At 69.9% G+C, this 23,416-nt stretch carries 24 protein-coding genes; 19 read left to right on the top strand and 5 right to left on the bottom strand.

Going from position 1 to position 23,416, the window contains the following annotated elements; genetic code table 11:
• Positions 1–4 precede the first annotated feature (4 nt).
• The 3 genes from AB0I94_RS21505 to AB0I94_RS21495 all read left to right on the top strand — a co-directional run bounded on the left by AB0I94_RS21505 (position 5) and on the right by AB0I94_RS21495 (position 2,081).
• A complete protein-coding gene (locus AB0I94_RS21505; protein WP_363311172.1) occupies positions 5–628 on the top strand; it encodes a hypothetical protein in 624 nt (207 codons plus the stop codon).
• Between the two features lie 34 nt (positions 629–662).
• The gene (locus tag AB0I94_RS21500; RefSeq protein ID WP_363311171.1) at positions 663–1,247 is read left to right on the top strand and encodes a hypothetical protein; all 585 of its coding nucleotides are present in this window, start codon (positions 663–665) and stop codon (positions 1,245–1,247) included.
• A gap of 99 nt (positions 1,248–1,346) precedes the next feature.
• The gene (locus tag AB0I94_RS21495) at positions 1,347–2,081 is read left to right on the top strand and encodes a hypothetical protein (RefSeq protein ID WP_363311170.1); all 735 of its coding nucleotides are present in this window, start codon (positions 1,347–1,349) and stop codon (positions 2,079–2,081) included.
• A gap of 49 nt (positions 2,082–2,130) precedes the next feature.
• Here AB0I94_RS21495 and AB0I94_RS21490 read toward each other — a convergent pair whose 3' ends face one another.
• The gene (locus AB0I94_RS21490) at positions 2,131–3,036 is read right to left on the bottom strand and encodes a serine protease (protein ID WP_363311169.1); all 906 of its coding nucleotides are present in this window, start codon (positions 3,034–3,036) and stop codon (positions 2,131–2,133) included.
• A gap of 200 nt (positions 3,037–3,236) precedes the next feature.
• On the opposite strand from AB0I94_RS21490, the gene AB0I94_RS21485 reads away from it, so the two are divergent.
• From AB0I94_RS21485 to AB0I94_RS21440, 10 genes are all read left to right on the top strand, one after another.
• On the top strand, positions 3,237–3,797 hold the full coding sequence (locus AB0I94_RS21485) for a hypothetical protein (RefSeq protein WP_363311168.1): 561 nt from the start codon (positions 3,237–3,239) through the stop codon (positions 3,795–3,797).
• Between the two features lie 466 nt (positions 3,798–4,263).
• Positions 4,264–4,998 carry an RcpC/CpaB family pilus assembly protein gene (locus AB0I94_RS21480; RefSeq protein ID WP_363311167.1) on the top strand — a complete coding sequence of 245 codons (735 nt, stop codon included), beginning with the start codon at positions 4,264–4,266 and terminating at the stop codon, positions 4,996–4,998.
• A gap of 17 nt (positions 4,999–5,015) precedes the next feature.
• Entirely contained in the window at positions 5,016–5,903 is an 888-nt protein-coding gene (locus tag AB0I94_RS21475; RefSeq protein WP_363311166.1) for a hypothetical protein, read from the top strand.
• On the top strand, positions 5,900–7,210 hold the full coding sequence (locus AB0I94_RS21470; RefSeq protein WP_363311165.1) for an ATPase, T2SS/T4P/T4SS family: 1,311 nt from the start codon (positions 5,900–5,902) through the stop codon (positions 7,208–7,210). The genes AB0I94_RS21475 and AB0I94_RS21470 overlap by 4 nt, the downstream gene beginning before the upstream one ends.
• Before the next feature lie 7 nt (positions 7,211–7,217).
• Entirely contained in the window at positions 7,218–8,294 is a 1,077-nt protein-coding gene (locus AB0I94_RS21465) for a type II secretion system F family protein (RefSeq protein WP_363311164.1), read from the top strand.
• On the top strand, positions 8,291–9,229 hold the full coding sequence (locus AB0I94_RS21460) for a type II secretion system F family protein (protein WP_363311163.1): 939 nt from the start codon (positions 8,291–8,293) through the stop codon (positions 9,227–9,229). Before AB0I94_RS21465 ends, AB0I94_RS21460 begins: the two co-directional genes overlap by 4 nt.
• A gap of 79 nt (positions 9,230–9,308) precedes the next feature.
• On the top strand, positions 9,309–9,560 hold the full coding sequence (locus tag AB0I94_RS21455; RefSeq protein ID WP_363311162.1) for a hypothetical protein: 252 nt from the start codon (positions 9,309–9,311) through the stop codon (positions 9,558–9,560).
• Positions 9,561–9,594: 34 nt separating this feature from the next.
• A complete protein-coding gene (locus AB0I94_RS21450) occupies positions 9,595–10,047 on the top strand; it encodes a TadE family protein (RefSeq protein WP_363311161.1) in 453 nt (150 codons plus the stop codon).
• Positions 10,047–10,496, top strand: coding sequence for a TadE/TadG family type IV pilus assembly protein (locus AB0I94_RS21445; RefSeq protein ID WP_363311160.1), 450 nt, complete (start codon positions 10,047–10,049; stop codon positions 10,494–10,496). The genes AB0I94_RS21450 and AB0I94_RS21445 overlap by 1 nt, the downstream gene beginning before the upstream one ends.
• Positions 10,493–10,957, top strand: coding sequence for a pilus assembly protein TadG-related protein (locus AB0I94_RS21440; RefSeq protein WP_363311159.1), 465 nt, complete (start codon positions 10,493–10,495; stop codon positions 10,955–10,957). Before AB0I94_RS21445 ends, AB0I94_RS21440 begins: the two co-directional genes overlap by 4 nt.
• A 66-nt stretch (positions 10,958–11,023) precedes the next feature.
• Here the strand turns inward: AB0I94_RS21440 and AB0I94_RS21435 are convergent, their stop codons facing one another.
• The 3 genes from AB0I94_RS21435 to AB0I94_RS21425 all read right to left on the bottom strand — a co-directional run bounded on the left by AB0I94_RS21435 (position 11,024) and on the right by AB0I94_RS21425 (position 13,180).
• The gene (locus AB0I94_RS21435; RefSeq protein WP_363311158.1) at positions 11,024–11,368 is read right to left on the bottom strand and encodes a hypothetical protein; all 345 of its coding nucleotides are present in this window, start codon (positions 11,366–11,368) and stop codon (positions 11,024–11,026) included.
• A gap of 79 nt (positions 11,369–11,447) precedes the next feature.
• Positions 11,448–12,545, bottom strand: a complete 1,098-nt coding sequence (locus AB0I94_RS21430) for a hypothetical protein (protein ID WP_363311157.1) — start codon at positions 12,543–12,545, stop codon at positions 11,448–11,450.
• Positions 12,533–13,180 (bottom strand): hypothetical protein, encoded by a 648-nt coding sequence (locus AB0I94_RS21425; protein WP_363311156.1) that lies wholly within the window; start codon positions 13,178–13,180, stop codon positions 12,533–12,535. The genes AB0I94_RS21430 and AB0I94_RS21425 overlap by 13 nt, the downstream gene beginning before the upstream one ends.
• A gap of 427 nt (positions 13,181–13,607) precedes the next feature.
• On the opposite strand from AB0I94_RS21425, the gene AB0I94_RS21420 reads away from it, so the two are divergent.
• The 6 genes from AB0I94_RS21420 to AB0I94_RS21395 all read left to right on the top strand — a co-directional run bounded on the left by AB0I94_RS21420 (position 13,608) and on the right by AB0I94_RS21395 (position 22,982).
• A complete protein-coding gene (locus AB0I94_RS21420) occupies positions 13,608–16,607 on the top strand; it encodes a BTAD domain-containing putative transcriptional regulator (RefSeq protein ID WP_363311155.1) in 3,000 nt (999 codons plus the stop codon).
• A 16-nt stretch (positions 16,608–16,623) separates the two neighbouring features.
• Positions 16,624–17,343: an A24 family peptidase gene (locus AB0I94_RS21415; RefSeq protein ID WP_363311154.1), complete on the top strand. Its 720-nt coding sequence runs from the start codon at positions 16,624–16,626 to the stop codon at positions 17,341–17,343.
• Between the two features lie 71 nt (positions 17,344–17,414).
• A complete protein-coding gene (gene mqnC / locus AB0I94_RS21410) occupies positions 17,415–18,614 on the top strand; it encodes a cyclic dehypoxanthinyl futalosine synthase (protein WP_363311153.1) in 1,200 nt (399 codons plus the stop codon).
• 7 nt (positions 18,615–18,621) lie between these two features.
• Complete coding sequence (locus tag AB0I94_RS21405) at positions 18,622–19,221, top strand: hypothetical protein (RefSeq protein WP_363311152.1); 600 nt, start codon at positions 18,622–18,624, stop codon at positions 19,219–19,221.
• Positions 19,222–19,290: 69 nt separating this feature from the next.
• Entirely contained in the window at positions 19,291–19,983 is a 693-nt protein-coding gene (locus tag AB0I94_RS21400; RefSeq protein WP_363311151.1) for a demethylmenaquinone methyltransferase, read from the top strand.
• A gap of 221 nt (positions 19,984–20,204) precedes the next feature.
• On the top strand, positions 20,205–22,982 hold the full coding sequence (locus tag AB0I94_RS21395; RefSeq protein ID WP_363311150.1) for a zinc-ribbon domain-containing protein: 2,778 nt from the start codon (positions 20,205–20,207) through the stop codon (positions 22,980–22,982).
• A 62-nt stretch (positions 22,983–23,044) separates the two neighbouring features.
• Here AB0I94_RS21395 and AB0I94_RS21390 read toward each other — a convergent pair whose 3' ends face one another.
• Positions 23,045–23,335, bottom strand: a complete 291-nt coding sequence (locus AB0I94_RS21390) for a PASTA domain-containing protein (RefSeq protein ID WP_363311230.1) — start codon at positions 23,333–23,335, stop codon at positions 23,045–23,047.
• Positions 23,336–23,416: the final 81 nt, after the last annotated feature.

The raw sequence follows: 23,416 nt of genomic DNA, 5'->3' as shown, positions 1-23,416 counted from the left end.
CGTCATGACGAACAACGGGCAATCGAAGCCCCTTTCTGTGTACCGCCTGCTGCCGAGCATGAGTGAGTTTCAGCTTCTGTATTTCGACAACTCGCTGGTCGAGGTCGTGCGCTGGCAGTTCAATGGATCCACCGGAGATCATCCCACTCGTTTCAACGCAGAATGGGGAGGTCATGAGAAGTGGCCCAAGAGTGACTTCCCCAACGGGGATCCGGCTTCACCGGTTCTCAGCCGCCGCATTGTCGACGCTCTTCAAGAAGTCGATTTCGCCGCAGCCGGCCGCCTCCTGCCGGTGCACATCGAAGGACCCGACAATAACTCAAGGCCCAAGCGCCCGACGGAGGATGAGTACCTGCTCTACCTCGTCGAGCATGTGGCCGACTGCATTGACTCGGCACAATCTTCGCCACCGGATCATCTCGAGCGCATCCAGAGAGCAGTATTCCGTCCGGATGCGGTTCCCGCGGAACTCCCGGCTTTCCGGGCGAAGCAGTTTCCCACTGCCGTCTGCTGGAACGGCTGGATGGTCGAGCGTCTGACGCATGTTCTCGGTGATCAGCTGGAGGCCCGCCTGGTCTGGTCGGAAGACCCCACGCTCACCCCGCACCACGCCCCCTGGGGCTTCTGACGTGCCGCCCCGCAGCAGCATCTTCCAGGACCACATGCGACGCGGCGCCGAGCGGATCGTGGAGAGGTTTCCCGAGGCCCTCAAGTCTGAGATCTATGTGGTCTCGTTCAGTATCTGGCGCGTCGACTACGACCCCCGACGCCCGTACGTGGACATCGGCTACAACACCGAGAGCCAGGTCCGCCGCGTAATGGAGAGCGAGTGCTCGTACGAGGGGGCCGCCCGGTGGGAATACGCCTACTGGATTCTGGATGGCTTCGAGGCGATCGGGTGCATTCCCTCTGATCCGGTCGGCAGTGAGCTCTTTGCGGAGCATGCGATGAGGAAGGGAATTTGGTACGAGGGTGAGGCCGACCCTCTGGAGCTGATGCCGGCCGAGGGCGCGGGAGAGGGAGAGCCGGGCACCCTGTACGAGCGGCTCGTGCTGGATTTCGCTGAGGAGTGCATCGATGTCGCCTGCTCTTTGCACGCCGACGGCCGACTCGCTGCGGCCCTCGGCAGGGAGGTGCCGATTGTCGTCTTCGACATGGACCAACCCGGCTGGGAGGTCGAGGCGACAGAACGGGCGAATCCGCCCGGCCTGATCGCTGATTTCGTGGACCACGTCAATGAGTTGTGAGACCTAACGACTGCTCGCGCGATGGCGCACACGGCGTTCTCAGGGCACTTACCTCCTGACGCAGCACTGCTTCTACGACACGTACTACGGGAGACCAACGTGGTGACGGCACGGCACTGGTACGCATCGGCCCCCGTCGTGGACGGCATTCCGCTGTTGGACGAACCGGGATTCTGGGCTGCCCGCCTCGTGGATCTCAGCGAAGGCTTCCCGGCGGAGGCGTTCGGCAGTGATGCGGCGGATGCCGGTGCCGCCCTGGAGCGGCTGCACGACAGGTCGGCCTGGCCGGAGTTCACCGTGCCGCTGCCCGGTGGCTTCGCGATTCTCGTGCACTACAACAGCGGGGAAGAGTTCACGACCACCGACTACTTCCTCACGCACCAGGACTGGCCGGACTCCCGCGCCCTCGTCCTCGCCAGCGACGATCAGGACCGTATAGGGCCTGGACTGTGCTGGCCGGAGCTGGCCGATCTCCTCACAGCCCCCACAGGAGTCGCCGGAGTCACCGACCCTCACCACCGGTTGCTGCTCCTTCTCCCCGTACTGGGTGACGCGGACGCCCCGCCCGAAGCCGTGGGTGCGGTTGTCGAAGCGCTCGTCTCGCAGGGCGCCCCGCCCGAGAGCGAGCTGCTGGCCCGGCGCCTGTTGGAAGGGCATCCCATGTGGGGTGCTGCGACGTGGACGTACGACGTCGATGAGCGGAGCTGGATCTGCGACGGCGAGCACAGCCCGCGGCAAGTACCTCTCGGGGATCACTTGCCCCGCGTGCAGCGGGTCGCGCTGGATGCCGTGCTCGCCGGGGGCGGCGGGCGGCAGCCGACGGAGGGCCGGTGAGTCGGAGCTCGGCCCGGCGGCAACACCGCCGGGCCGAGCCCGCAGTCGGCTAGCGGCGGTTCATCCCCCGCTTCACCTTCTTCCCCGCCGCCGACTCATCCAACGTCTTCCACAGCTTCGAAGAGCTCACCGACGTGTAGACCCCCGGAGCGCCCTGCGCCCCGCAGCCGTCGCCGTACGAGACGACGCCGATCTGGATCGGGGCCCTGCGGCCGGGCACGTTGCGGAAGATGGGGCCTCCGCTGTCGCCCTGGCAGGAGTCCTTGGTCTCTACTCCCGCGCAGAAGTTGACCTTTGAGTTGTACTCCGCGTAGCTCGTGCCGCATTCCGCGTGCGAGAGGATCGGGACCTTCACCTCGCGGAGGCGGTCCGGGGTGTTCGGGAGTTCCGTGTCCGTGTTTCCCCAGCCCGCGACCGTGGCCTTCTGACCCGGGCGGATCAGGGCGTCCGTGCCCTGGGTGGGGAGTGCGATCGGGGAGATGCCCCGCACCGGCTTGCTGAGTTGGATGAACGCTACGTCGTACGCCTCCTGGCCCTTGAGGTAGCGGGGATGTACCACCACTCCTCCCTTGGCCACGTTGCGTATCTGTCCCTGGCCGGACTTGGAGAGCACCGTGCGGCCCACCGCCACCTGGAGCTTCTTCGGCTTCAGGGGCTTGCCCGCGTCGTCCACCAGGCAGTGCGCCGCCGTCATGACGGTGTCTGACGTGACCAGGCTGCCGCCGCAGAACTGGCGGTCCAGCGCGCTGCCGGCCCCCTTGTCCATGACGGCCGCCATGAACGGATAGGCGTCGTTGGAGACTTCGGTGCCGCCGATGATGGCGTGCGCGGCCGGGGTGCTGGTGGCCAGCAGGGCCAGCGCCGCCGTGGCTACGCCGGTCGCCGCCATGGCCTTGCGTGAGGATGCCGCCCGTGAGGAGGTGCGGCGTACTTGCGAGGGAAAGGAAAATCTCATGGGGGTTGAATTTCTCTTCCGTGTCGAGCACAGCAGGGATTTCTGGTGCGGTACTTCACCGCTCGGCTCGCCGTCGCTGCGGGTCCCGGCGTGCCGGACTGTGAGACGGGGGAGTGTGGGCGGGGGTTCATCGACGCCGGGTGATTGATTGAGTGAGTGAGAGGTGCGCAGAGAGTGAGGAGAGGGGAGGGGTGGGGGCCATGTCGAGTTCGTCGTGCCGGTCTTCTCTGAGCAGTGCCTGGATCGACGCCTGGATATCCCGCGTACAGGGGTCGCTGGACGTCTACATCTCGGCGTTCGAGTCCCGGTTCGGGTATCCACCGGACTCCAACTCCCTTGAGGCCGAGGAGGGGTTCGGTGCCGCCGGATACGACGAAACCTCCGCCGGCCCCGGCCCCGCCCTCCCCGTCGACCTCGCCCTTCTTCACCGTCATGTCCGCGACGTCAGCCTGCCGGACGTAGGAGTCGGGCTTTTCGCGCATTCCGCGCAAGTGACCGTCGCGGGGCTTCGCGGGGAGCTGCCCACGCGGGTTGTCGGCGGCGGCCGTGCGCCCGCTGTTGACGAACCCGTCGTCGTCTTCGGCTCCGACGGAGGCGGCTCGCTCTTCGCCCTCAGCCGCGCGGACGGCGCCACCGTCTACCGCCTTCCGCCGGGGCGAGTTGAGCGTGGCGTCTATCACTGCGCCGCGAAGCCCCAGGTCCTCGCCGAGAACTTGCTGGGCTTCCTCACGTACGTCGAGGACGAGTTGCGGCGGGCCTGAGGGTCAGCTGAGGCGGAACGTACCCCCCCTCAACCCCCGACATGGCCGAACTCCGCCCAACCCGGAACCACTCCCACCCCTCCCGGCGTCATCCGTGCGGCTGATGGATCAGCTGAACATCAGGCAGCCACCGGGCCGGTGTTCCTCGTCACCGCCTCATCGCCGCCCCTCGCGCCGCCCGTTGCGCAAAGGGTGGTTATTCGCGTACGCACATCCTCGACCCCTCCCGCGACGCCCGGAATGCGTGGGAACCATGGAGTACGGATTGCGCGTGGATAACGATGAGGGGTGTGGCCCGCAGCAGTCTTAACGTGTCTTGAGGGGCTTATGTGCTGCTGATACGGTGCGATGACTTGACACTGCGCCTGGGGCTGAATAGCCCGCCCCAAGGCGGGCGAAGAGAGTCGCGAGTGTCACAAGTGTCTGAAAATGACCGAATCTTCTTGGGCGTGCGGGGAGCAGTTGCGTGAAGATCCAAGAGCGTACGGGGGCGGGCAACAGCCGTTCCGCCGCGCCGGTTCAGCCAGCGGTCGGTGAGCGCCTTCCCGCGCCGCCTCGCGAGCGCAAACCGGCACTCGCCGCCCTGGCCGTTCTGCTCATCCTCATCGGCGCGCTCGGCGCCACCGTTCTCGTGCTGCGCGCGGGAGAGCGAGTAGAGGTCGTGAAGGTCACGGCGGAGATCCCGGCGGGCGAGTCGGTGAGCGGCGACAACATCACCTCCGTCATGGTCGCCGACGACGCGAGCATCAACTACGTCAAGTGGTCGCAGGTCGACGGATTGAAGAAGCTCAAGGCCACCAACACCATCCCCAAGGGTGCTATCGCCGTAGGCGAGATGTTCTCCAGCAAGAGCGGGCTGCCCGCGGGCAAGTCGGCCGTCGGCGTCTCCCTCAAGGAGGGGCAGTACCCCGCGGACGGCCTGAAGGCCGGCGACAGCGTGGACGTCTACCAGGTCGGCGACTCCGCGTCGTCCGGCAGCAGCGACAAGGAGACCGGCGGCTCCGCCGGGTCGAGCGCCAGTGACGCGCCGATCGTCTCGGCCGCCCGAGTCAGCTCCGTCGCGGACAAGAGCGACGCCACCGTGAGCACCGGCGCCCTCGGCGTCACGCTCATGGTCGACAGCGCCGATGCCGCCGCCGTCACCAGGGCCGCGTCCGCCGGTGCCGTCTCGCTCGTCCAAGTGTCTCCCAACGGCAACTAGAGGCGAGTAGAAGAGACATGGCGCTCATTGCTCTCGCCGCCGACAAGGGGTCTCCCGGAGTCACCACCGCGGCCGTCGCGCTCGCAGCCGTCTGGCCGCGGCGCGTGCTCGTCGCGGAGACCGACCCCGCCGGCGGCGACCTGGTCTACCGCAGTGCCGCCGCGCACGGCGGGCCGCTCAACCCCAACACCGGGATGCTCAGCATCGCGGCCACCGCCCGGCGCGGCCTCGTGCCGGACCAACTCTGGGACCACACGCAGCCGTTGAGCGGTGGTCTCGAGGTGCTCGTCGGGCTCGGCATCGCCGAGCAGGCCGCCGGACTCGCGGGCCTGTGGCCGACCCTCGGCCGCGCCTTCTCGCAGCTCGCCGACTCCCCGCACGCTCCCGCCGATGTCATCGCCGACTGTGGTCGCATCAGTGGGGACACTCCTGCCGTCGAGCTCTTCCCGCAGGCGGCTCTCGTGCTGCTCGTCTCGCGGACCGAGCCCGAGGCCATCGCCCGCGTCCGCGACCGTGCCGCCGCCCTCGCCGCCAAGCTGCACGGCGGATCGCGTGGGGCCGCCTCGCTGGCCACCCCGCTCATCGGCGTACTCCTGATCGCCGACCCCTCCACATCCGCCAAGCTCGTCCACCAGGTCAACGACATGCTGATGGCCGCGCAGACCGGCGCCCGCGTCGTCGGCACGCTGGCCGAGGACCCCGCGGGCGCCGAGCAGTTGGCCGGCCGCAAGCGTGGCCGTCTCGACAAGTCGATGCTGATCCGCTCGGCCCGCAAGGTGACCGTCGATCTCTACCAGCAGTACGGCGCCGCCTGGGCCAACCCGACCGCGGGCACGCACGGCACTCATGGCACCCATGGAACTCATGGCGCCCACGGAGCAGGCGCGCCCGGAGCCGGCCGATGAGCGTCCCCGTCGATCACTCGCTCGTCAAGCGGTTCCGGCAGGACGCCGGTGACCGCATCGCCGAGCAGCGCCGCCTGGACCAGGTCTCCGGCGTCACCCCCATGTCGGGCGAGGACGAGCGGCAGTACGCCCGCGCGGTCATCGCCCAGATCCTGGAGGAGTACGCCCGGATAGAGATCAACGCCGGGCGCACCCCGCTGGACGCCGAGACCGAGGAGAAGTACGCGGCCGCCGTGCACGCGGCGCTCTTCGGCGTCGGACGGCTCCAGCCGCTGCTCGACGACCCCGAGGTCGAGAACATAGACATCAACGGGTGCGACCAGGTCTTCGTCGGATACGCCGACGGACGCGAGACCAAGGCCGATCCGGTCGCCGAGACCGACGAGGAGCTCATCGAGCTCATCCAGATCCTCGGCGCGTACTCCGGCCTCTCCTCGCGCCCCTTCGACTCCGCCAACCCGCAGCTCGACCTCCGGCTCCCCGACGGCTCGCGTCTGTCGGCCGTCATGGACGTCACGCGGCGCCCCGCGCTCTCCATCCGACGTGCCCGCATGGGCAAGGTCTTCATGTCGGACCTGGTGGGCAACGGCACGGTGACCCCCGAGGTCGCGCACTTCCTGGCGTGCGCGGTGCGGGCCCGCAAGAACATCATGATCGCGGGCGCGACGAACGCCGGGAAGACCACTCTGCTGAGGGCGCTCGCCAACGAGATCCCGCCGCACGAGCGTCTGGTGACCGTCGAGCGAGCCCTTGAGCTCGGCCTCGACCAGTTCGCCGACCTGCACCCGAACGTCGTCGCCTTCGAGGAACGCCTGCCCAACTCCGAGGGCCAGGGCACGATCTCGATGGCGGAGCTGGTGCGCCGGTCACTGCGCATGAACCCGTCCCGCGTCATCGTCGGTGAGGTCCTCGGTGACGAGATCGTGACGATGCTGAACGCGATGTCCCAGGGCAACGACGGCTCGCTCTCCACGATCCACGCCAACAGTTCGAGTGAGGTCTTCAACCGCATCTCGACGTACGCCCTCCAGGCCGCCGAGCGCTTGCCCATCGAGGCGAGCCAGATGCTCGTGGCCGGAGCCGTCAACTTCGTCGTCTTCATCCAGCGGCGCAACAACTACCAGACCGGCGGCAAGCTCCAGCGCATGGTGACCTCGGTCCGCGAGGTCAACGGCGTCGACGGCCGCGTCCTGTCCAGCGAGGTCTTCGCGGAGGCCTCGAACGGGCAGGTCGTCGCGCACGCGCCGATCGCCTGTATGGACGACCTGGCCCAGTTCGGCTACCGCCCCGCCGGGCAATGGGGGTGAGCACGACATGAACTCAACCGAGCTTGCGGCTCTGGGCGAACTCGGCTCGATGGGCGGCCTCTTCTCGCTGCCCGTCCTGTACGCACTGGGCTGCGGCGTCGCGGTCGGCGGTGGCATCGCGGTCCTCGCGATCGCGCTGCGCGGTCTGCCGGTGAAGCCCGAGCACGAGAAGCAGAAGGCCAGCGAGCGGATGAGCGAGCTGATCCGGTTCGCGGGCCGGCGCGGGTCGCTCGCGATCGGCGTGGGCCTTGTGGTGCTTCTCCTGACTCGCTGGGCGGTGGCGGGCATCGCGTCCGGCATCCTCGTCTTCTTCTGGGACAAGCTGTTCGGCGGCGCGGCGGAGGAGCGCGCGCAGATGAAGCGCGTGGAGGCCCTCGCCGCTTGGACGGAGTCCCTGCGCGACACGATCGCGGGCGCGGTGGGCCTGGAGCAGGCGATTCCCGCCTCGGCGCGGGCGGCGGCTCCTGTCCTCCGTCCTCACTTGGACGCCTTGGTGGACCGACTGCGTGCCCGTACGCCGCTTCCCGAGGCCCTTCAGGTCCTGGCCGACGAGATCGACGACGCGTCGGCGGACATCATCGTGGCGGCACTGATCCTCAACGCGAAGCTGCGCGGTCCGGGTCTGAGGCAGGTCCTTGGCGCCCTGGCCAAGTCGGCGCGCGAAGAGGTCGACATGCGCCAGCGCGTGATGGCGCAGCGGGCGTCGACGCGGCGGTCGGTGCAGATCGTGGTCGCGGTGTCAGTCTCGTTCGTGCTCGGCCTTTCAATCTTCAACCGCGAGTTCGTCGAGCCCTACGGCACGGCGGTCGGCCAACTCGTACTCGCCTGCGTCTGCGGCCTGTTCGCGCTCGGCTTCTGGTGGCTGCGCAAGCTGTCGACGGTGGAGACGCCGGACCGCTTCCTGGTCCGGGACGAGCCGGGGGTGCAGTTCGTGCGGCCTCGGGGGCCGGGTTCCGCCCCTGGCACGGGTGCTCAGGCGCCGCTGGCGGGGCCGTCCGGACCGTACGGTCAGCCTGGTCAATCCGGGCAGCCTGGTCAGTCCGGTCAGCCCGGCTATTCGAATCCTGAGGGGGTACGACGATGAGCCTGACGATGCCGATAGTGATCGGCGCCATCATGGGCCTGGGCATCTACGCCCTCGTACGTGCCCTGATGCCCTCAAAGCGGAGTGCGGTCGCGACCGTCGCGCGGATCGACGCGATGCGGGCTCGGGGGGCGGCGTACGAGACATCGCATCGCGCCACCTCCGGTGAAGGCAAGGGCGACTCCGGCCGGCTCGGGACGGTGCGCTCCCGCGTGGGTACGCGAGTCGCGGACTTCTATCTCCAGCAGGGCTGGGAACAGCGTTCGCTGCGTGCCGACTTGGCGGTGCTCGAACGCAGCTGGGAGAAGTTCCTGGCGACGAAGACGCTGCTCGCGGCCACGGGTGTCTTCTTCGGGCCGTTCCTGTTCGCCATCATCTGGACGCTGGGTGTCGGCAGGAGCCCGATCATCCCGGTCTGGCTGGCCTTGATGTTCGGCGCCCTCTTCTTCTTCCTTCCCGACCTCGAAGTGCGGCGGGACGCCGCGAGCAAGCGGCGCGACCTGCGCCGCGTCATCGGTGCCTACCTGGACCTGGTGTCGATGAGCCTGGCAGGCGGCCGCGGCCTCCCCGAGGCCCTGATGGCGGCGGCGGAGGTCTCCGACGGCTGGGCGGCGCGGCGTATCCGCAGCGCGCTGGCCGACGCCCGGATCACCGGCATCAGCCAGTGGCAGGCGCTGGGCACACTCGGCGAGGAGCTGGGCGTCGAGGAGCTGAAAGACCTGTCGGCGTCCCTGGCGCTGGTGGCGGACGACGGCGCGAAGGTGCGCGAGTCGCTGGCCTCCCGCGCCGAGACGATGCGGCACCGCGAGATGGCCGAGATCGAGGGCAGCGCGGGCGAGAAGTCCCAGTCGATGCTCGTCGCCCAGCTGCTCCTCTGCGCAGGTTTCCTGGTCTTTCTCATCTTCCCGGCGGCGATGCGCGTGTTCCAGGTCTAGCGATCTTACGGCGACGGACGGGTCGGCCGACGGCGGCCGCCCGGGAACCTTCCCCCCACTCCTGAAAGGACAACTCACCATGAACGGACGGAACTTCAGCACCGGCAACCCCGGTCTGGACCTCGTGATCACCTTCTTGCAGGGCCGCGTGCAGCGCGCCCGGTCCGGCGAGCTCGACCGGGGTGCGTCCGCGGTCGAGTGGGTCATCATCTCGGCGGTTGTCGTGGCGATCGTGGGCGTGGTCGCCGCGATCATCAACGAGGCGCTCGGCTCGGGGGCCAAGAAGGTCGGCGACTGCATCAAGGGCGCGGACGCCGGCAGCACCTGCTGATCAATCGGATACCGGGGAGCGAAGGCGGGGACGAGTGCGCGGGTGCGTGAAGCGATGGGTACGCCGCAGGGTGGAGTCAGCCTCCACCCGCGGTGAATCCGGCATGACCGCGATCGAGTTCGTACTGCTCACCCCGGTGCTGTTCTTCATGATCTTCGCGACGGTGCAGTTCGCGCTGTACTTCTTCGCGGATCATGTCGCCCAGGCCGCGGCCCAGGCGGGAGCGCGCAAGGCCCGTGCGACGGCTGACGAGAACCCGGGCGGCTGGCGGGGCGATGCGCGCGACGTGGTCGACGCCTACATCCAGCAGCTGGGACCGCAGTTGGTGATCAGCCCCGACGTGAAGACGATGGAGCCGAAGGCGAACACGGTCGGGGTGGAGATCACCGCGAACGTGCCCTCGGTCTTCCCGGGCCTCGACCTGACGGTGCACGCGCAGTCGTCAGGGCCGGTGGAGCGGTTCGTGGAAGAGGGGGAGGGCGGCTGATGAGGAACGCATGGGCACGAGCCGTTCGTCGAAGCGACGCGTTCGACCCGCGGTCCGACCGGGGGCTCTCGACCATCGAGGTGGTCATCCTCGCTCCGGTGATGATCCTCTTCATCCTGGTCCTGGTGGCCTTCGGCCAGCTCGTCGACGGCCGGGGGGCCATCGACGGAGCGGCGCGGGACGCGGCGCGTGCGGGATCGATCCAGAAGGATCTGGGCACGGCGATGGCGGAGGCGAAGGCGGCCGCGGAAGCGGACCTCGCGGACGTCTGCTCGGGCCCGGTCGACGTCAACAAGACCAGCGACGGCTTCCAGGCCGAGGTCGACCCCTTCTTCACGGTGGAAGTGAGCTGCAAAGTGCGGGGCTTGGACATGATCGGCCTCGACGTGCCGACCACGCTGACGGCCAGCTTCAGCTCCTCGCTCGACCCGTACCGGAGGTCGGTGTGAGCCTCGCTCCTCTCGTACGGGACTGGGTGGCCATTCGTCGCGGACGCCTCGACGACCGTGGCTCGGGCGCGGGTGCCGTCATCATCTTCGCGCTCGTCTTCCTCTCGCTCTCGGCCTTCGTCATCGACGGCGGCCTCTCGATCTCCAAGCGGGAGCGGGCCGCCGACATCGCGGAGCAGGCAGCGCGGTACGCGGCGCAGGACGTCGACCGCGAGGGCATCTACGAGGGCGCCAAGGGTGCCCCCATCAACTACGAGAACTGCGGCGCCAGAGCCCAGGCGTACGCCCGCTCGACGGACATGACCGCGGCGGACGTCGCGGCGACCCACTGCGTGACGGCCAACGCGGACCAGGTGGAGGTCGAGGTCCAACTGACGTACAGCCCGGTGTTCACCGGCCTGTTCTACGGCGGGGACGTAACGGTACGGGGGAGCGCGATCGCGGAGAACGAGGTCGGCTGAGGGCCTCCGGCTGAGGGGGCTGCGGGCTGACCCGGGCACGGGAGTGCGTGCGGAGGAGGCTGCTTGCTAGTCGCCCTCTCCCTTGCTCTTCCCCTTGCCGCCCTTTTCCTTCACGCCCTCCGAGACGTCCTTCGCCAACTTGTCGTCCAGCTTCTTGAATTCGCGTACGACGGCGTCGGACATGTCCGCCAGCGCGGTCAGCTGCTGGGTGATGTCCTCGCGGCCGTCTTCCCAGTTGGACTCGAAGTCCTCGAGCGCGTCGTACACACCGCCGTCGCCGATGTCGTCCTTGTAGGACTCGAAGGTCTTCTTCGTACGGTTCATGCGGTCCTTGACGGACCGCAACCGGCTTCCGTAGTCCTCCAGGTCGCTGAGCGGGAGCGCGAGGTCGCTCTTGCCCTTACCACCCATGGTCTTGTCCCCCTTGTGCAGCTTTCCGCGTCCCGCCGACGGTCAGCGACGATATCGCGTGGTCCGGTCAGCTGGTCCCTCAGCGGTTGATCGACTGGATTTCCTGGACGTTCATGTCCTGGGTCGTCTCGAAGGTGCCGTCAGGCATGGTGCCGCCTGCGCCGCCCGTGCCTTCCCAGGAGATTTCCCAGGTGATGGAAGCCTTCAGCTGGAACGGCTTCCCGTCCGTGGCACGCAGGTACTTGATGCCGCACGGCGGGTCCTGCTTCGACTTGCCCTGGGTGTAGGGGGTGCCGATGCTGCCGTCTTCGTTGATCTCGCACTCGCCCGATGCGGGGAAGGTTTCGGCGTCCTTCGTGCCCGGCTCCAGGTGCAGGCTCTTCGGCGTCGCCGTCGTCTCCGCCCACAGAGGGGTGTTCGGCAGCTCCGCGCGGACCTTGACGTCCTTGAAGGTGCCCTTGTCCAGCCAGGCCCACGTGGGCAGGTTCACGGTCGACTTGGCCTCGGGCTTCAGCTCAACTTCGGTGTCGGGCACCTTCACCTTGTCGTAGGCGTACTCGGCGAGCATCTCCGGGGTCGGGGCGTTCGGGTCGTCCGGGATCTCGCCCGCGTCCACCCAGAACATGATGCGGCCGCAGTCCCAGGACTTGGGGTCGGAGGGGTCTGGCGCGACGCCGCGCCAGAAGTACCCCTTCTTGCCCTCGTTGTAGTCCTTGTAGCCCTCGGCGACGCTGTCCTTGGGGGAGTGGAGGTCGAAGTTGTTCTCCGGCTTTCCGTCCCTGTAGTGGTCGGTCCAGAGGCCCTTGCCGAACCACGACTGGTGGATGCCGACATCGCCGCCGCCGTCATTCTCCGCGAAGTCCTTGAGCTGCGCGGGCGTGAAGGCCGGCTCGTACCAACAGGCCGGAGGCTCCCAGTTGGGGTCGATGGGCGCGAGGTTGCCCTTCTTACCGTCGCCGCCCCCACCGCTCACGTACTTGATCTTTATCTGGGATGTCTTGGCCGACAGGTTCCCGTTGTTGTCCGCACCGCCCTCCACGGGCGCCGGTGGTGGCTGCGTGGTGCCGCCGGGAATGTCGTCGGCCTGCGCCGTTCCTGCCGAACCCAGCGCCAGGGCCGCCACTCCGGCCACCGCGAGCCACTGCCGTGCGCGAAGGTTCCTGGTCATCCGCGGCATTCCTTGACCCTCCCCTGGACTTCGACCGTCTGCGCTTTCCACACCTTGGCGTCGCCTTGCGGTCGGCTCATGAGCACGCTGAACTTCTGGTAGCTGTCGAGCGATTCCTTGCCGTAGTGGATCTTGCCGCCCTTGATGTCCTTGCTGAACGACTTCGCCTGGTTCCGGCAGAACGTGACGAGGACGGCCTTCCCCTCGCCGAGCTCGGTCGCCTCGGATTTGAAGTAGCGGTCCGTACCGGTGGGCACCCAGCCGCCCTTGACCCACGTCTTGATCTGAGTCTTCGCGTACTGGGCCGCCTGTGCGGCCGAGTAGTGCTTGTAGGCGGGGTCGTTCTCGTCCTGCTGCACGATGCCGTGCTTCAGGGCGCGGATGTAGTTGGCCGCGTTGTCGACCGCCGCCGCCTGCTTCGGGTCCGACGGCTTGCTGAAGTCGAAGACCAGCTTCAGGTCCTTGGGCACGCTTACGTCCGGGCTCCCGTCGTCCGTAGACGCAGAAGCCGACGGCTTGCCCGACCCCTGCCCCGCGCCCTCGATCTTGTCCGAGGAGTCGTCGCTCCCGCCCCCACAGGCAGTCAGCAGCAGGGTCGTGCTCGCCGCCAAGGCGGCGAGGGCGGGCAGAGAGCGACGGGCCACGATTGCAGTCCCCCAGAGATCGACTGTGTGCAGGAGAGAATGGAGCCGGACGAAGTTATCAGGCGTGGGTTACCAGTACTGGTGGGCCCTGTGAAGGCTCTCGCGTTCTGTGCGGTGACGGAAGCGAAGGGTCCTCAAGTGGTACGTGGGTGCAGTGAACCCGTGCCGAAACTGTGACGCGCGGGGAGAGTGACCGGTGCGCCCCTGCCCCTGGAAGGACTCAGGGAAGGGGTCATTCGCGCAAGGAGAGTTGGGCTTACCGCGCAACTCGGGCGTAAACGGGCAACCACGGAAGCCCGCTGAAGCCGTTGCCCCTGTATGACCTCCGGCCCCTTCCGTACCATCGCCTCAGTACGCTCAGCGCATAGACCGACCGCTGACCCAGATCTCTATCCGCTCCCTCTCAGAGGACAACAGGACACCCGCCATGGCGCGCACCACTTCAAGTTCGACAGGCGGCCCGTCGGCTCCACGGAATCGGACGCCGCAGCCGCTGCCCCGGCGTCGTCGTACGTTCGGGGACTTCGTCAAGGCGTTCCTCGCCTTTGTCGCGTTGGCCGCGCTCGTCTTCGGCGTGCCCGGGGCTCTTGCGATCGCCGTGGGGTGGCCGCTCCCGGGAGGCGCGCCCTCGCTGGACTGGTTGCAGCAGGAGATCACGGTCGGGACGTTCGTCAATGTACTGACCGTCGTGGTCTGGCTGGCCTGGGCCCAGTTCACCGCCTGCGTACTGGTCGAGGTGAAGGCGGCGCTCTCCGGTGTCGGCATGCCGGGGCGCGTTCCCGGCGCCGGCGGCAGTCAGCTCCTCGCCCGTCAACTCGTCGCCGCCCTGCTCCTGGTGGGTGCCACCGCGGCCAGCTTCGCGCCGGGGCTCTCGCAGTTCGGGCAGTCCCTGGAAGGTAATCAGAAGCCCGCTTCCGCCGCTTCCGCCCAGCAGACCCCCGGCGGTCTCTTCGGGCAGGAGCAGGCAGGCAGCGCCGCGAGCGCCGTCGCCGAGCAGGCCGAGCAGGTGGCCGCCCATGCCGATGGCAGCAAGAGCGGAGACACCAAGTACTACCGGATCCAGCCGCCCGAAGGCCGTCACCACGACTCCATGTGGGAGATCGCCGAGCGGCATCTCGGGGACGGGCGGCGGTACAAGGAGATCTACCAGCTCAACAAGGACCGGGAGCAGCCCGACGGATCCCGTCTGTCCGAGGCCAGCCTCATCCGGCCCGGCTGGATCATGGAGATGCCCGCGGACGCGCACGGCGGCGAGCTCGTCGAGATGCCAGATGAGGCGCCCAAGGTCTCGCAGGACGTGAAGGAGCAGATCTCCGACTACGCCAAGTCGGGGCAGAAGGGAAGCGAGCAAGGCGGCGGTCAGCAAGGCGGCGGCTCCGTCGACCGCGACACCGCCCACATCACCATCCCCGAGCAGCGGCCCTCCGGCGCCGGCAAGGGGCAGGGACAGGGGCAGGAACAGGGGCAGGGGCAGGGACAGCAGGAAGCCACCGCCACCGCCGGCCAGTCCGAGGGCTCCTCCTTCGGACTGCCCGAGGCGCTCATCGGTGCTCCGCTTCTCGCCGCCGGGCTGCTCGGCGCGCTCGGACGCCGTCGCCGTCACGCGCTGTGGCAGTCGGCCATGGGCGCCGTCGGCGGGCGTCGCGGCATGGAGCCGCCGACGCCGACCGGGGGCGCGGCCGATGCGCAGGACGCGCTGCTCGTGGGGGCCGACCCCGAGGGCGTACGCCTGCTTGATCTGTCGTTGAGGGGGCTCGCCGCCGCCCTCGCCGAGGAGTCCCGGGCGCTGCCCACCGTCTACGCCGCCTGGCTCAGCAACGGCGATCTGCATCTCCAGCTCGCCCAGCCCGCCGGACGGCCGCCCGCGCCTTGGCAGTTGGGGCAGGACCAGACGTTCTGGATGCTGGCGCGGACCGATGCCGAGCGGTACGAGGACATGGACACCGCCGCTCCCTACCCGGGGCTCGTCAGCCTGGGAACGCTCGACGACTCGCGGCTGCTGCTCAACCTCGAAGCCGTGCCCGGTGTCGTTTCGCTGAGCGGGACCGAGGCCGACCGCGCCGCCGTCTTCGCCTCCGTCGCCGCCGAGCTGGCCACCAACGGGTGGTCCGACCGCATGACCATCACCCTCGTCGGCTTCGGGCAGGACCTGACGCCGCTCGCGCCCAACCGCCTGCGGCACCTCGACGGCATCGAGGCGCTCATCGAGACGATGGAGGCCGAGACGCGGCAGCGGCGCGGGGCCCTGGGGGCGGCCGGGCACGACTCCGTGCTCACCGGTCGTACCGGCCCCGCCCAGCACACGCGCTGGGCGCCGCACCTCGTGCTGCTCGCCGCCGAGCCCGAAGGGGACGACGCCGTGAAGCTCGCCGAACTGGCCGCCGACGCGAGCCGTTTGGGCATCGGGTACCTCGTCGGCACCGAGTCCGGCGACCTGCCGGGCGCCGCCTGGGAGATGGAGATCACCCCCGAGGGCAAGCTGCTCGCCCCGCTGCTCGGCCTTGAGCTGGAGGCGCAGGCGCTGCCCGAGGCCCAGCAGCGGGCCGTCGTGGAACTGTTCCGTGACGCCGACCCGGGCGAGGAGGAGGGCCGGGGCGGTGCCGGTACCGGGCGTACGGCCGCCACGCCTCCCTTCCTCGTCGACGTCACCGAGCAGGGGCGGCCCGCGGTCTACGCGCGCCTCGTCGGTACGTACGAGATCATCGGCCTCGACACGCCGGACGGCGAGCGCAGCCCGCTGATGCACGAGGCGCTCGCGCTGCTCCTGATGCACCGCGAGGGCGTGCACCCGCGGGTGCTCTCCTCCGCGCTGTGGCCGCGCGGTGTCACCGAGGACGTACGGGACGCGCTCATCGAACGGCTGCGGGAGTGGCTCGGCACCGAGCCGGACGGGACGCCCCGGCTGCGCGCCGACGGGAACGGCCGACTCACGCTCGCCAAGTCCGTCGTCTCCGATCTGGATGTTCTGCGGTCGCTGTACCACGAGGCGACCCAGGGGCGCGGGGCCAACAGCCGGGCCGTACGCGGGCGGATGCTCACCGACGCTCTGGTGCTCGTACGCGGGCCGTTGCTCTCGGACCGGCCGCAGGGCCGGTACGCGTGGCTCACCCACGAGATCATCGACGCGCAGCTGCCGCTGCTCGTCGCCGACATCGGGCTCGCCCTGTGCGAGTTCCACCTGGAGAAGGGGCGCGCCGAGAAGGCCATCGAGGCGCTGAACGCCTCGCTGAATTCCGCGCCGGGGGACGAGCGGCTCTGGAACGAGCTGCTGCGGGCCACCCACACGCTGGGGGACCCGGGCCGTCTTCAGCAGGTGGCCACCGACCTCGTCGCCCGCAGCGGGGCGCGGGGCGTGCCGCCCCGGACCGAGGCCCTGCTGGACGAGCTGCTGCCCACCTGGCGCAGCGGCCTGACCGCGGTCAGCTGACGGGGAGTCGACCCCCTTGTTGCTGATCACGGTCGTCGGTGGCGCCCTCTGGGGCGCGATCGCCGGGCTCTTCGTGCCCCGCGCCGCCTACCGGCTGTCCGTGGCGCCCGGCGAGGCCTGGCGCGCCGAATGCCCCGACGGGCATCCCCTCGGCGGCTGGGCCGGGCTCGCGCGGTGCCCGCGAGGAGATCGCTTCGGGCCCCGCGGCCTCAGTGTCGCCCTCGCCACCGCCCTCGTCTGCGCCGCCCTCGCCGCCGCCACGGGCCCGCGGCCAGAGCTCGCCGTCTGGCTGCTGCTCGCGCCCTTCGGGGTGCTGCTCGCCGTCGTGGACTTCGGGGTGCACCGGCTGCCCGACGTGCTGACCCTGCCGCTCGCCGTGGCCGCGCTGGTACTGCTCGCGGGCGCCGCGCTGCTGCCCGAGCACGGCGGCTCCTGGCCGCACGCCCTGTACGGGGCGCTCGCGCTCGGGGGTGCGTACTTCGTGCTCTTCCTCATCAGCCCGAACGGCATGGGCTTCGGTGACGTGAAGCTGACGCTGAGCCTGGGGGCCGCCCTCGGCTGGTACGGGTGGGGGGTGGTGCTGCTCGGGGCCTTCGCCGGGTTCCTGCTGGCCGCCCTGTACGGGGCGGGGCTCGTCGTCGCCCGCCGCGCCGGACGCCGGACGGCGATCCCGTTCGGTCCTTTCCTGATCGGTGGCGCGTTCGTGGGGTTGCTCGTCGGGGCGTACGCCGCCTGACGTCGGGCGGCGGAATCGGCTGGCGTACGCTGGATCAGTCCGTCCGCAACCCTTATGAAAGGGACCTCCCGGTGACCGAGAAGGCCGACCTTCAGTCCGTCCTCGACCGTGCCGCCGCAGGTGGGCGGATCAGCGCCGAAGAGGCGCTCGACCTCTACCGCGATGCCCCGCTGCACGCGCTCGGCGCCGCCGCCGACGCGATTCGCCGCCGCCGGTACGCGGGTACGGAGCACATCGCGACGTACATCATCGAGCGGAACATCAACTACACCAACGTGTGTGTGACCGCCTGCAAGTTCTGCGCCTTCTACGCCCCGCCGAAGGACACCAAGAAGGGCTGGACGCGCGACCTCGACGACATCCTGCGGCGCTGTGCCGAGACCGTCGAGCTCGGCGGCACGCAGGTCATGTTCCAGGGCGGGCACCACCCCGACTTCGGCGTCGAGTACTACGAAGAGCACTTCGCGGCGATCAAGAAGAACTTCCCGCAGCTGGTCATCCACTCCCTCGGCGCCTCCGAGATCGAGCACATGGCCCGCATCTCGAAGGTCTCCGCCGATGAGGCGATCCAGCGGATCCACGCCGCCGGGCTCGACTCCTTCGCCGGTGCCGGCGCCGAGCTGCTCCCGGCCCGCCCGCGCAAGGCCATCGCCCCGCTCAAGGAGAGCGGCGAGCGCTGGCTGGAGATCATGGAGATCGCCCACAACCTCGGCGTCGAGTCGACGTCCACGATGCTCATGGGTACGGGCGAGACCAACGCCGAGCGCATCGAACACCTGCGGATGATCCGCGACGTACAGGACCGGACCGGCGGCTTCCGGGCCTTCATCCCGTACACGTACCAGCCCGAGAACAACCACCTCAAGGGCCGGACGCAGGCCAGCATCTTCGAGTACATCCGCATGATCGCGATCTCGCGGATCTTCCTCGACAACGTCGCCCACATCCAGGGTTCCTGGCTGACCACCGGCAAGGAGGCCGGCCAGCTCACCCTGCACTACGGCGCCGACGACCTCGGCTCGGTGATGCTGGAGGAGAACGTCGTCTCCTCCGCGGGTGCCAAGCACCGCAACAACCTGCGCGACATGATCGACATGATCCGCACCGCGGACCGGGTCCCGGCCCAGCGCGCCACGACGTACGAGCACCTCGTCGTGCACGACGACCCGGCGAACGACCCGACCGACGACCGCGTCGCCTCGCACATCTCGTCCACGGCGATCGAGGGTGGCACGGCTCACCCCGAGCTGAAGCTCCTCGCCGCCAACTGAGGCCGCGGTGCGCACACTTCACGTCGCCGACGGCACACCGGAGGCGGCGGTCCTGGTCGACGGGGCGAGCGTCGCCGCCGTCGGCCCGTACGAGGAGCTGGTGGCCGCTGATCCCGCCGCCCGCGTCAGGCGCTGGCCCGGCATCCTCACGCCGGGCCTGCTCAACCCGTACGGTCCCGAACTCCTCGAGGCCACCTACCACCCCGACCCGCGCGAGGCCGACTGGCTCGGCACCGAGCCCATCGGCGGGGAGCGGGCGCGGGCCCTCTTCCGCGTCAACCCGTCCCGGGTGGGCGCCAGCGCCCGCCGGGGCGTACAGCGGCTCTTCGCGTACGGCACGGTGGCCATCGCGGGCGAACTGCGGGCCCGGCCCGTCGTCGACACCGTCCGCAGGGCGGGCCTGGCGGTCGGCCAACGCCCACCACAGCTGCCGGGCCCGGCGTCCCTGTCACCGACCCCTCTGGTCCTCCTGCCACCCCTGGGGGAGGGCGCCCCGGCCCGCTTCGCGATCTTCGACGTCGCCGACCGTGCGGAGCTGGTGGTGCGGGGGCCGGAGACGTGCGTGGCTACGGTGATCGGCGGCCGCTTGGTGTACCGAGCGCGCTGAGGGGAGCCCCGCAGGGCGCCCTCAGGGGCGCGGGGAACTGCGCGATCAGCGGCCTGCCACAATGGCCGGGTGACCCGAGCCACCCTGGAAAAGCAGCCGCACGAAGTCGCCTCCATGTTCGACGACGTCGCGGAACGGTACGACCTCACGAACGACGTCCTGTCGCTCGGCCAGGCACGCCTGTGGCGCAAGGAGGTCGCGAAGGCCGTAGACGCGCGCCCCGCGCAAAAGGTGCTGGACCTCGCCGCGGGGACGGCCACCTCGTCCCAGCCGTTCGCCCGAGCGGGCGCGTACGTCGTGCCCTGCGACTTCTCGCTCGGCATGCTGCAGGTCGGCAAGGCACGCCACCCCTGGATGCCGTTCACGGCGGGGGACGCGACGAAGCTGCCGTTCAAGGACGACACGTTCGACGCCGTCACGATCTCCTTCGGCCTGCGCAACGTCCAGGAGACGGTCCAGGCGCTGCGGGAGATGTACCGCGTGACGAAGCCGGGCGGCCGGGTCGTCATCTGCGAGTTCTCGCACGCGACGTGGGCGCCGTTCCGCACGGTCTACGAGGAGTACCTGATGCGGGCGCTGCCGCCGGTGGCGCGCACGGTCTCCTCCAACCCCGACGCGTACGTCTACCTCGCGGAGTCCATCCGCTCCTGGCCGGACCAGCCGACGCTGGCCGCGCGGTTGCAGGAAGCGGGCTGGTCGAAGGTGGCGTGGCGCAACCTGACGGGTGGGGTCGTGGCCCTGCACCGGGGGTTCAAGGCCTAGGGCCCTTCTGGCGGATCTCCGACTGAACCGGGAGAGCGCGGAATTCGCGCACTGTGAACCGAGTTGACGGGAACCAGCCGCCGGGCAAGATGTGTCCGTTGTGATACGACTCCGCCGACGCGGCGGTGTCGATGCGAATCCGCTCTTTCGCGTCGGCCGCCGCGGGACCGTTCGGCACGGGTCGGTCTTTCTGGTCATCTCCCCAATGACGGAGCGTTCCCATGGCGTCGCACTGCCCTCACTGCGGGGCACCCACCCCTGACGAGGCCCGCTTCTGCATGAAATGCGGGCGCGAGCGTCCGCGTGACACGACGGTGGACGCGGGGCCCGCGGAACTGCCCGAGGCGGAGCTCGGTGTGCTGACCTCCGCGGACGCGGCGCCGGTGAAGGCTGAGGCTGATGTGCCTGCCGGTGCGTCGTCAGCGTCCGGAGGTACGCCCGAAGGGGTGGATGACGGTACGCCCGAAGGCGCGGAGGACGGTACGCCCGGGAGCAAGGCCGACAGCACGCCTGAAGGCAAGGCCGACAGCACGCCCGAAGTCACGCCCGAAGGGCCCGGGTTCACCGCGGTCTCCCTTCCCGCGCCCGCGCTCCCGCCCGCGCCTGCGCTCGCCGCCCCCGCGTCCCCGCCCCCGCCCGCGTACGTCCCGGGGGCACCCGCCGCGCCCTCCCCGCTCGGCGCCTTCCTCGGGCGGGCGTTTCGTGGGGACTGGGCCGGGGCCGCGCAAGCCGCCCTGTGGCCGGTCGGGTTGGTGCTCGTCGCGGCTGTGGCGCTGGCCATTCCCTCCTACGGTCAAGATGACGGCGAAGTCGTCGTCGGATTCGGCGACCGGCTCCGTATCGCCCTCGCGACGCTGCTCCAGGCCGTGGGCGGCGGCTTCGAGATCTCGGGGAGCGAACGGCAGCGGTCGTCCCTCTTCGGCGGTGAGAGCACAAGCGTCGACGTCGCCTTCGACGGCAGCGCCACGCTGCACCTCATTCCCCTCACCGCCACCGCCCTGTGGATCGGGGCCCTCTTCATCGGCGTACGCGTCCTGCGTACCCGTGTCCTCCTGCGCGCCGGAGGCTTCGGCGGCGGCACGGCAGGGCTCGAAGCGGCCGTGCGGGTCACGCTGTTGGTGACCGTGGGCACGCTCGTGCTCAGCCTCTTCGCCCAGCCCGAGATCGAGGGTGTCGAGCTCTCCTCGTCGCCGGTGCTTGCCGCGCTCGGCGCGCTCGTACTCGGCCTTGCCGTCTCCTGCGGTGTGCTGCACCGCCATGACCTGGGCCAGTGGCTTGCCCGACGGCCCGGCTGGCAGGCGGCGTTCCGCGCCACCGGCACCGCGCTGCGCGCGCTCGCCGTCGTGCTCGTCCTGTGCTCGCTCGTCGCGTTCATCAGCCTCGCGCAGATCGACGACCTCGAAGGTCTCACCGACCTCGACGACACGGACGTGTCCCCCCTGCTCATCGCCCTGCTCCTGCTGCCGAACCTCGGTGTCGCCGCCCTCGGCCTCGGCTGGGGAGCACCACTGGGCGCATCGGTGGAGGGAAGCAGTTCGTCGTACGGCGGCGGTTACGAGAGCGAATCCTTCGGGCTCTCCGAGCTCGGGGACGTCACCAACGACTGGGCGGTCGTGGGGGCGTTGGCGCTCGGCCTGGTGTGCGCGCTCGTCCTCGGCCTGCTCGCCGCACGCCGCTCCGCGCACCGGGGCGAGCAACTCCTCGCCGCCGGGATCTTCTTCGGTCTCTTCCTGCTCCTCGCCGGGGTCGGCGGACTCAGCGTCGACGCGACCGGCAGCGCCTCGTCGCAGTTCGGCGGCGGCGTAGGCGGGAGCGGCTCGGGCAACGGCAGCTTCGAGACGGGCGTGAGCGTGCCGGACGCGCTGCTGTTCGGGCTGCTCTGGGTGTTCGTCGCCGCACTCGTCGCGCCGTTCCTGCTGCAACTGGCGGGGCAGCGGCCGGGGGCCGGCGCGGCGCCGATGCCGCAGGTTCCGCCGATGCCGGGCGGCCCCGCGGGTGCACCCGACGCGTCCGCGGCTTCCGGTTTCGCGGCTCCCGGTACTGCGGCTCCCGGTTCCTTGGCTCCCGGTTCCTTGGCCGACGCGCCCACCGAGGGTGCGGTCGGCATCGTGGGACCGGCCTCGACGGGCGTACCCACGCCGGGGCTCGCCCCCACACCCCCCGCGTCGCAGCCCGCGTACGACCCGGCCGCGAACATCGCCTACGCCCCCGCCGCCTACGACCCGCACACCTTCCAGCCGCACCAGCAGCCCCCCACCTCGCCCGACTCCCGCCGCACCGCGGTCTGGGTCGGCACCCTCGCCGCCGCCTTCCTCATCGGCAGCGGCATCGCGGCCGGCGTCCTGCTCTGGCAGGACAACAACGACGGCTCTGCCGACAAGGCGGGAGGCAAGGACGACAAGCCGGCCGTCAGCGGGAGCCAGGACCCGACGCCGCCCCCGCCGTCCCCCTCGGACGCGCCCACGGACGGGAGCCCCACGGACGAGACCCCGACGGACGAGCCGAGCGCGAGCCCGGACACCGTGGACGCCGCCCCCGAACTGCCCGCGGGCTCCGACCTGGTGTCCGACGTGAGCGGCTTCGAGTTCGCCGTGCCCGAAGGCTGGTCCCGGCAGGGCGAGGAGCGTCCCGGCCAGATCGTGTACGCCGGGTCGACCGGCCCTGAGCAGTTCATCGTCGGCGTCGTTCCGAACGCCCCCTACACCTCGTACGAGAACTTCACGAACATCGAGAAGGACGCCAAGAAGGACCCGAAGAAGTCGGACTACCAGCGGCTGCGGCTGGAGCCGAACACCTTCCAGGGGCGCGGCGGCGCGATCTGGGAGTACACCTACACCGACACGGCGGGCCGCGAGATCCATGCGCTGAACCAGAGTTACGTCGCGGACAACGGCACCGAGTACGCCATCCTGCTCTCCTGGCGCGCGGACTTCTGGCCCGCGGGCGAGGGCGAGAAGAACCACCGGATCGCCCTCGAACACTGGCGGCTCAACGGCTGAGGCGGCGGTCGGCGCCACGGAGGCCGGCGCCACAGAGGCCGGCCGGTCCACAGGGATCGGCGCTACAGCACGGCGCCGACCTCGTTCCCCGGCTCGTCCAGTTCCCGCCGGAGCCCGCCGCGCGGAGGCCCCGGGTGGCGGGGTTCGCGTACGCCCGCGCCGCCCTCGCCCTCGCCCTCGCCGGAGCCGAAGTCGAACCAGACGGTGACGACGGCGTCGCGCGGAACCCACGTGCCGGGCGGAGGGTACTGCCGGACCACATGATCGAGGACGACCAGGTGGAAGCCGGAGCGGTCCGGCGCCGCGAGCTCCACGCCGTGTTTCGCCGCCGCTTCGCGCGCGTCCACGGCCATGAGACCGATCAGCCGCGGCACGAGCACTTCGTCCGTCTCGTCTGTCCTGGGCGCCTTCGGCACGGATGTCACCCCCCGGGC

Origin of the sequence: Streptomyces sp. NPDC050147, assembly GCF_040660195.1 — a bacterium.
In the GTDB taxonomy this organism is placed as follows: Bacteria; Actinomycetota; Actinomycetes; order Streptomycetales; family Streptomycetaceae; genus Streptomyces.
The sequence above is the reverse complement of the archived record's forward strand: the minus strand, read 5'-3'. Positions and strand labels throughout refer to the sequence as shown.

Coding starts and splice junctions, on each gene's coding strand:
- AB0I94_RS21505 (WP_363311172.1), top strand. CDS start 5: ATGACGAACAACGGGCAATCGAAGCCCCTTTCTGTGTACCGCCTGCTG.
- AB0I94_RS21500 (WP_363311171.1), top strand. CDS start 663: ATGCGACGCGGCGCCGAGCGGATCGTGGAGAGGTTTCCCGAGGCCCTC.
- AB0I94_RS21490 (WP_363311169.1), bottom strand. CDS start 3,036: ATGAGATTTTCCTTTCCCTCGCAAGTACGCCGCACCTCCTCACGGGCG.
- AB0I94_RS21485 (WP_363311168.1), top strand. CDS start 3,237: ATGTCGAGTTCGTCGTGCCGGTCTTCTCTGAGCAGTGCCTGGATCGAC.
- AB0I94_RS21475 (WP_363311166.1), top strand. CDS start 5,016: ATGGCGCTCATTGCTCTCGCCGCCGACAAGGGGTCTCCCGGAGTCACC.
- AB0I94_RS21470 (WP_363311165.1), top strand. CDS start 5,900: ATGAGCGTCCCCGTCGATCACTCGCTCGTCAAGCGGTTCCGGCAGGAC.
- AB0I94_RS21465 (WP_363311164.1), top strand. CDS start 7,218: ATGAACTCAACCGAGCTTGCGGCTCTGGGCGAACTCGGCTCGATGGGC.
- AB0I94_RS21460 (WP_363311163.1), top strand. CDS start 8,291: ATGAGCCTGACGATGCCGATAGTGATCGGCGCCATCATGGGCCTGGGC.
- AB0I94_RS21455 (WP_363311162.1), top strand. CDS start 9,309: ATGAACGGACGGAACTTCAGCACCGGCAACCCCGGTCTGGACCTCGTG.
- AB0I94_RS21445 (WP_363311160.1), top strand. CDS start 10,047: ATGAGGAACGCATGGGCACGAGCCGTTCGTCGAAGCGACGCGTTCGAC.
- AB0I94_RS21435 (WP_363311158.1), bottom strand. CDS start 11,368: ATGGGTGGTAAGGGCAAGAGCGACCTCGCGCTCCCGCTCAGCGACCTG.
- AB0I94_RS21430 (WP_363311157.1), bottom strand. CDS start 12,545: ATGCCGCGGATGACCAGGAACCTTCGCGCACGGCAGTGGCTCGCGGTG.
- AB0I94_RS21420 (WP_363311155.1), top strand. CDS start 13,608: ATGGCGCGCACCACTTCAAGTTCGACAGGCGGCCCGTCGGCTCCACGG.
- AB0I94_RS21395 (WP_363311150.1), top strand. CDS start 20,205: ATGGCGTCGCACTGCCCTCACTGCGGGGCACCCACCCCTGACGAGGCC.
- AB0I94_RS21390 (WP_363311230.1), bottom strand. CDS start 23,335: ATGGCCGTGGACGCGCGCGAAGCGGCGGCGAAACACGGCGTGGAGCTC.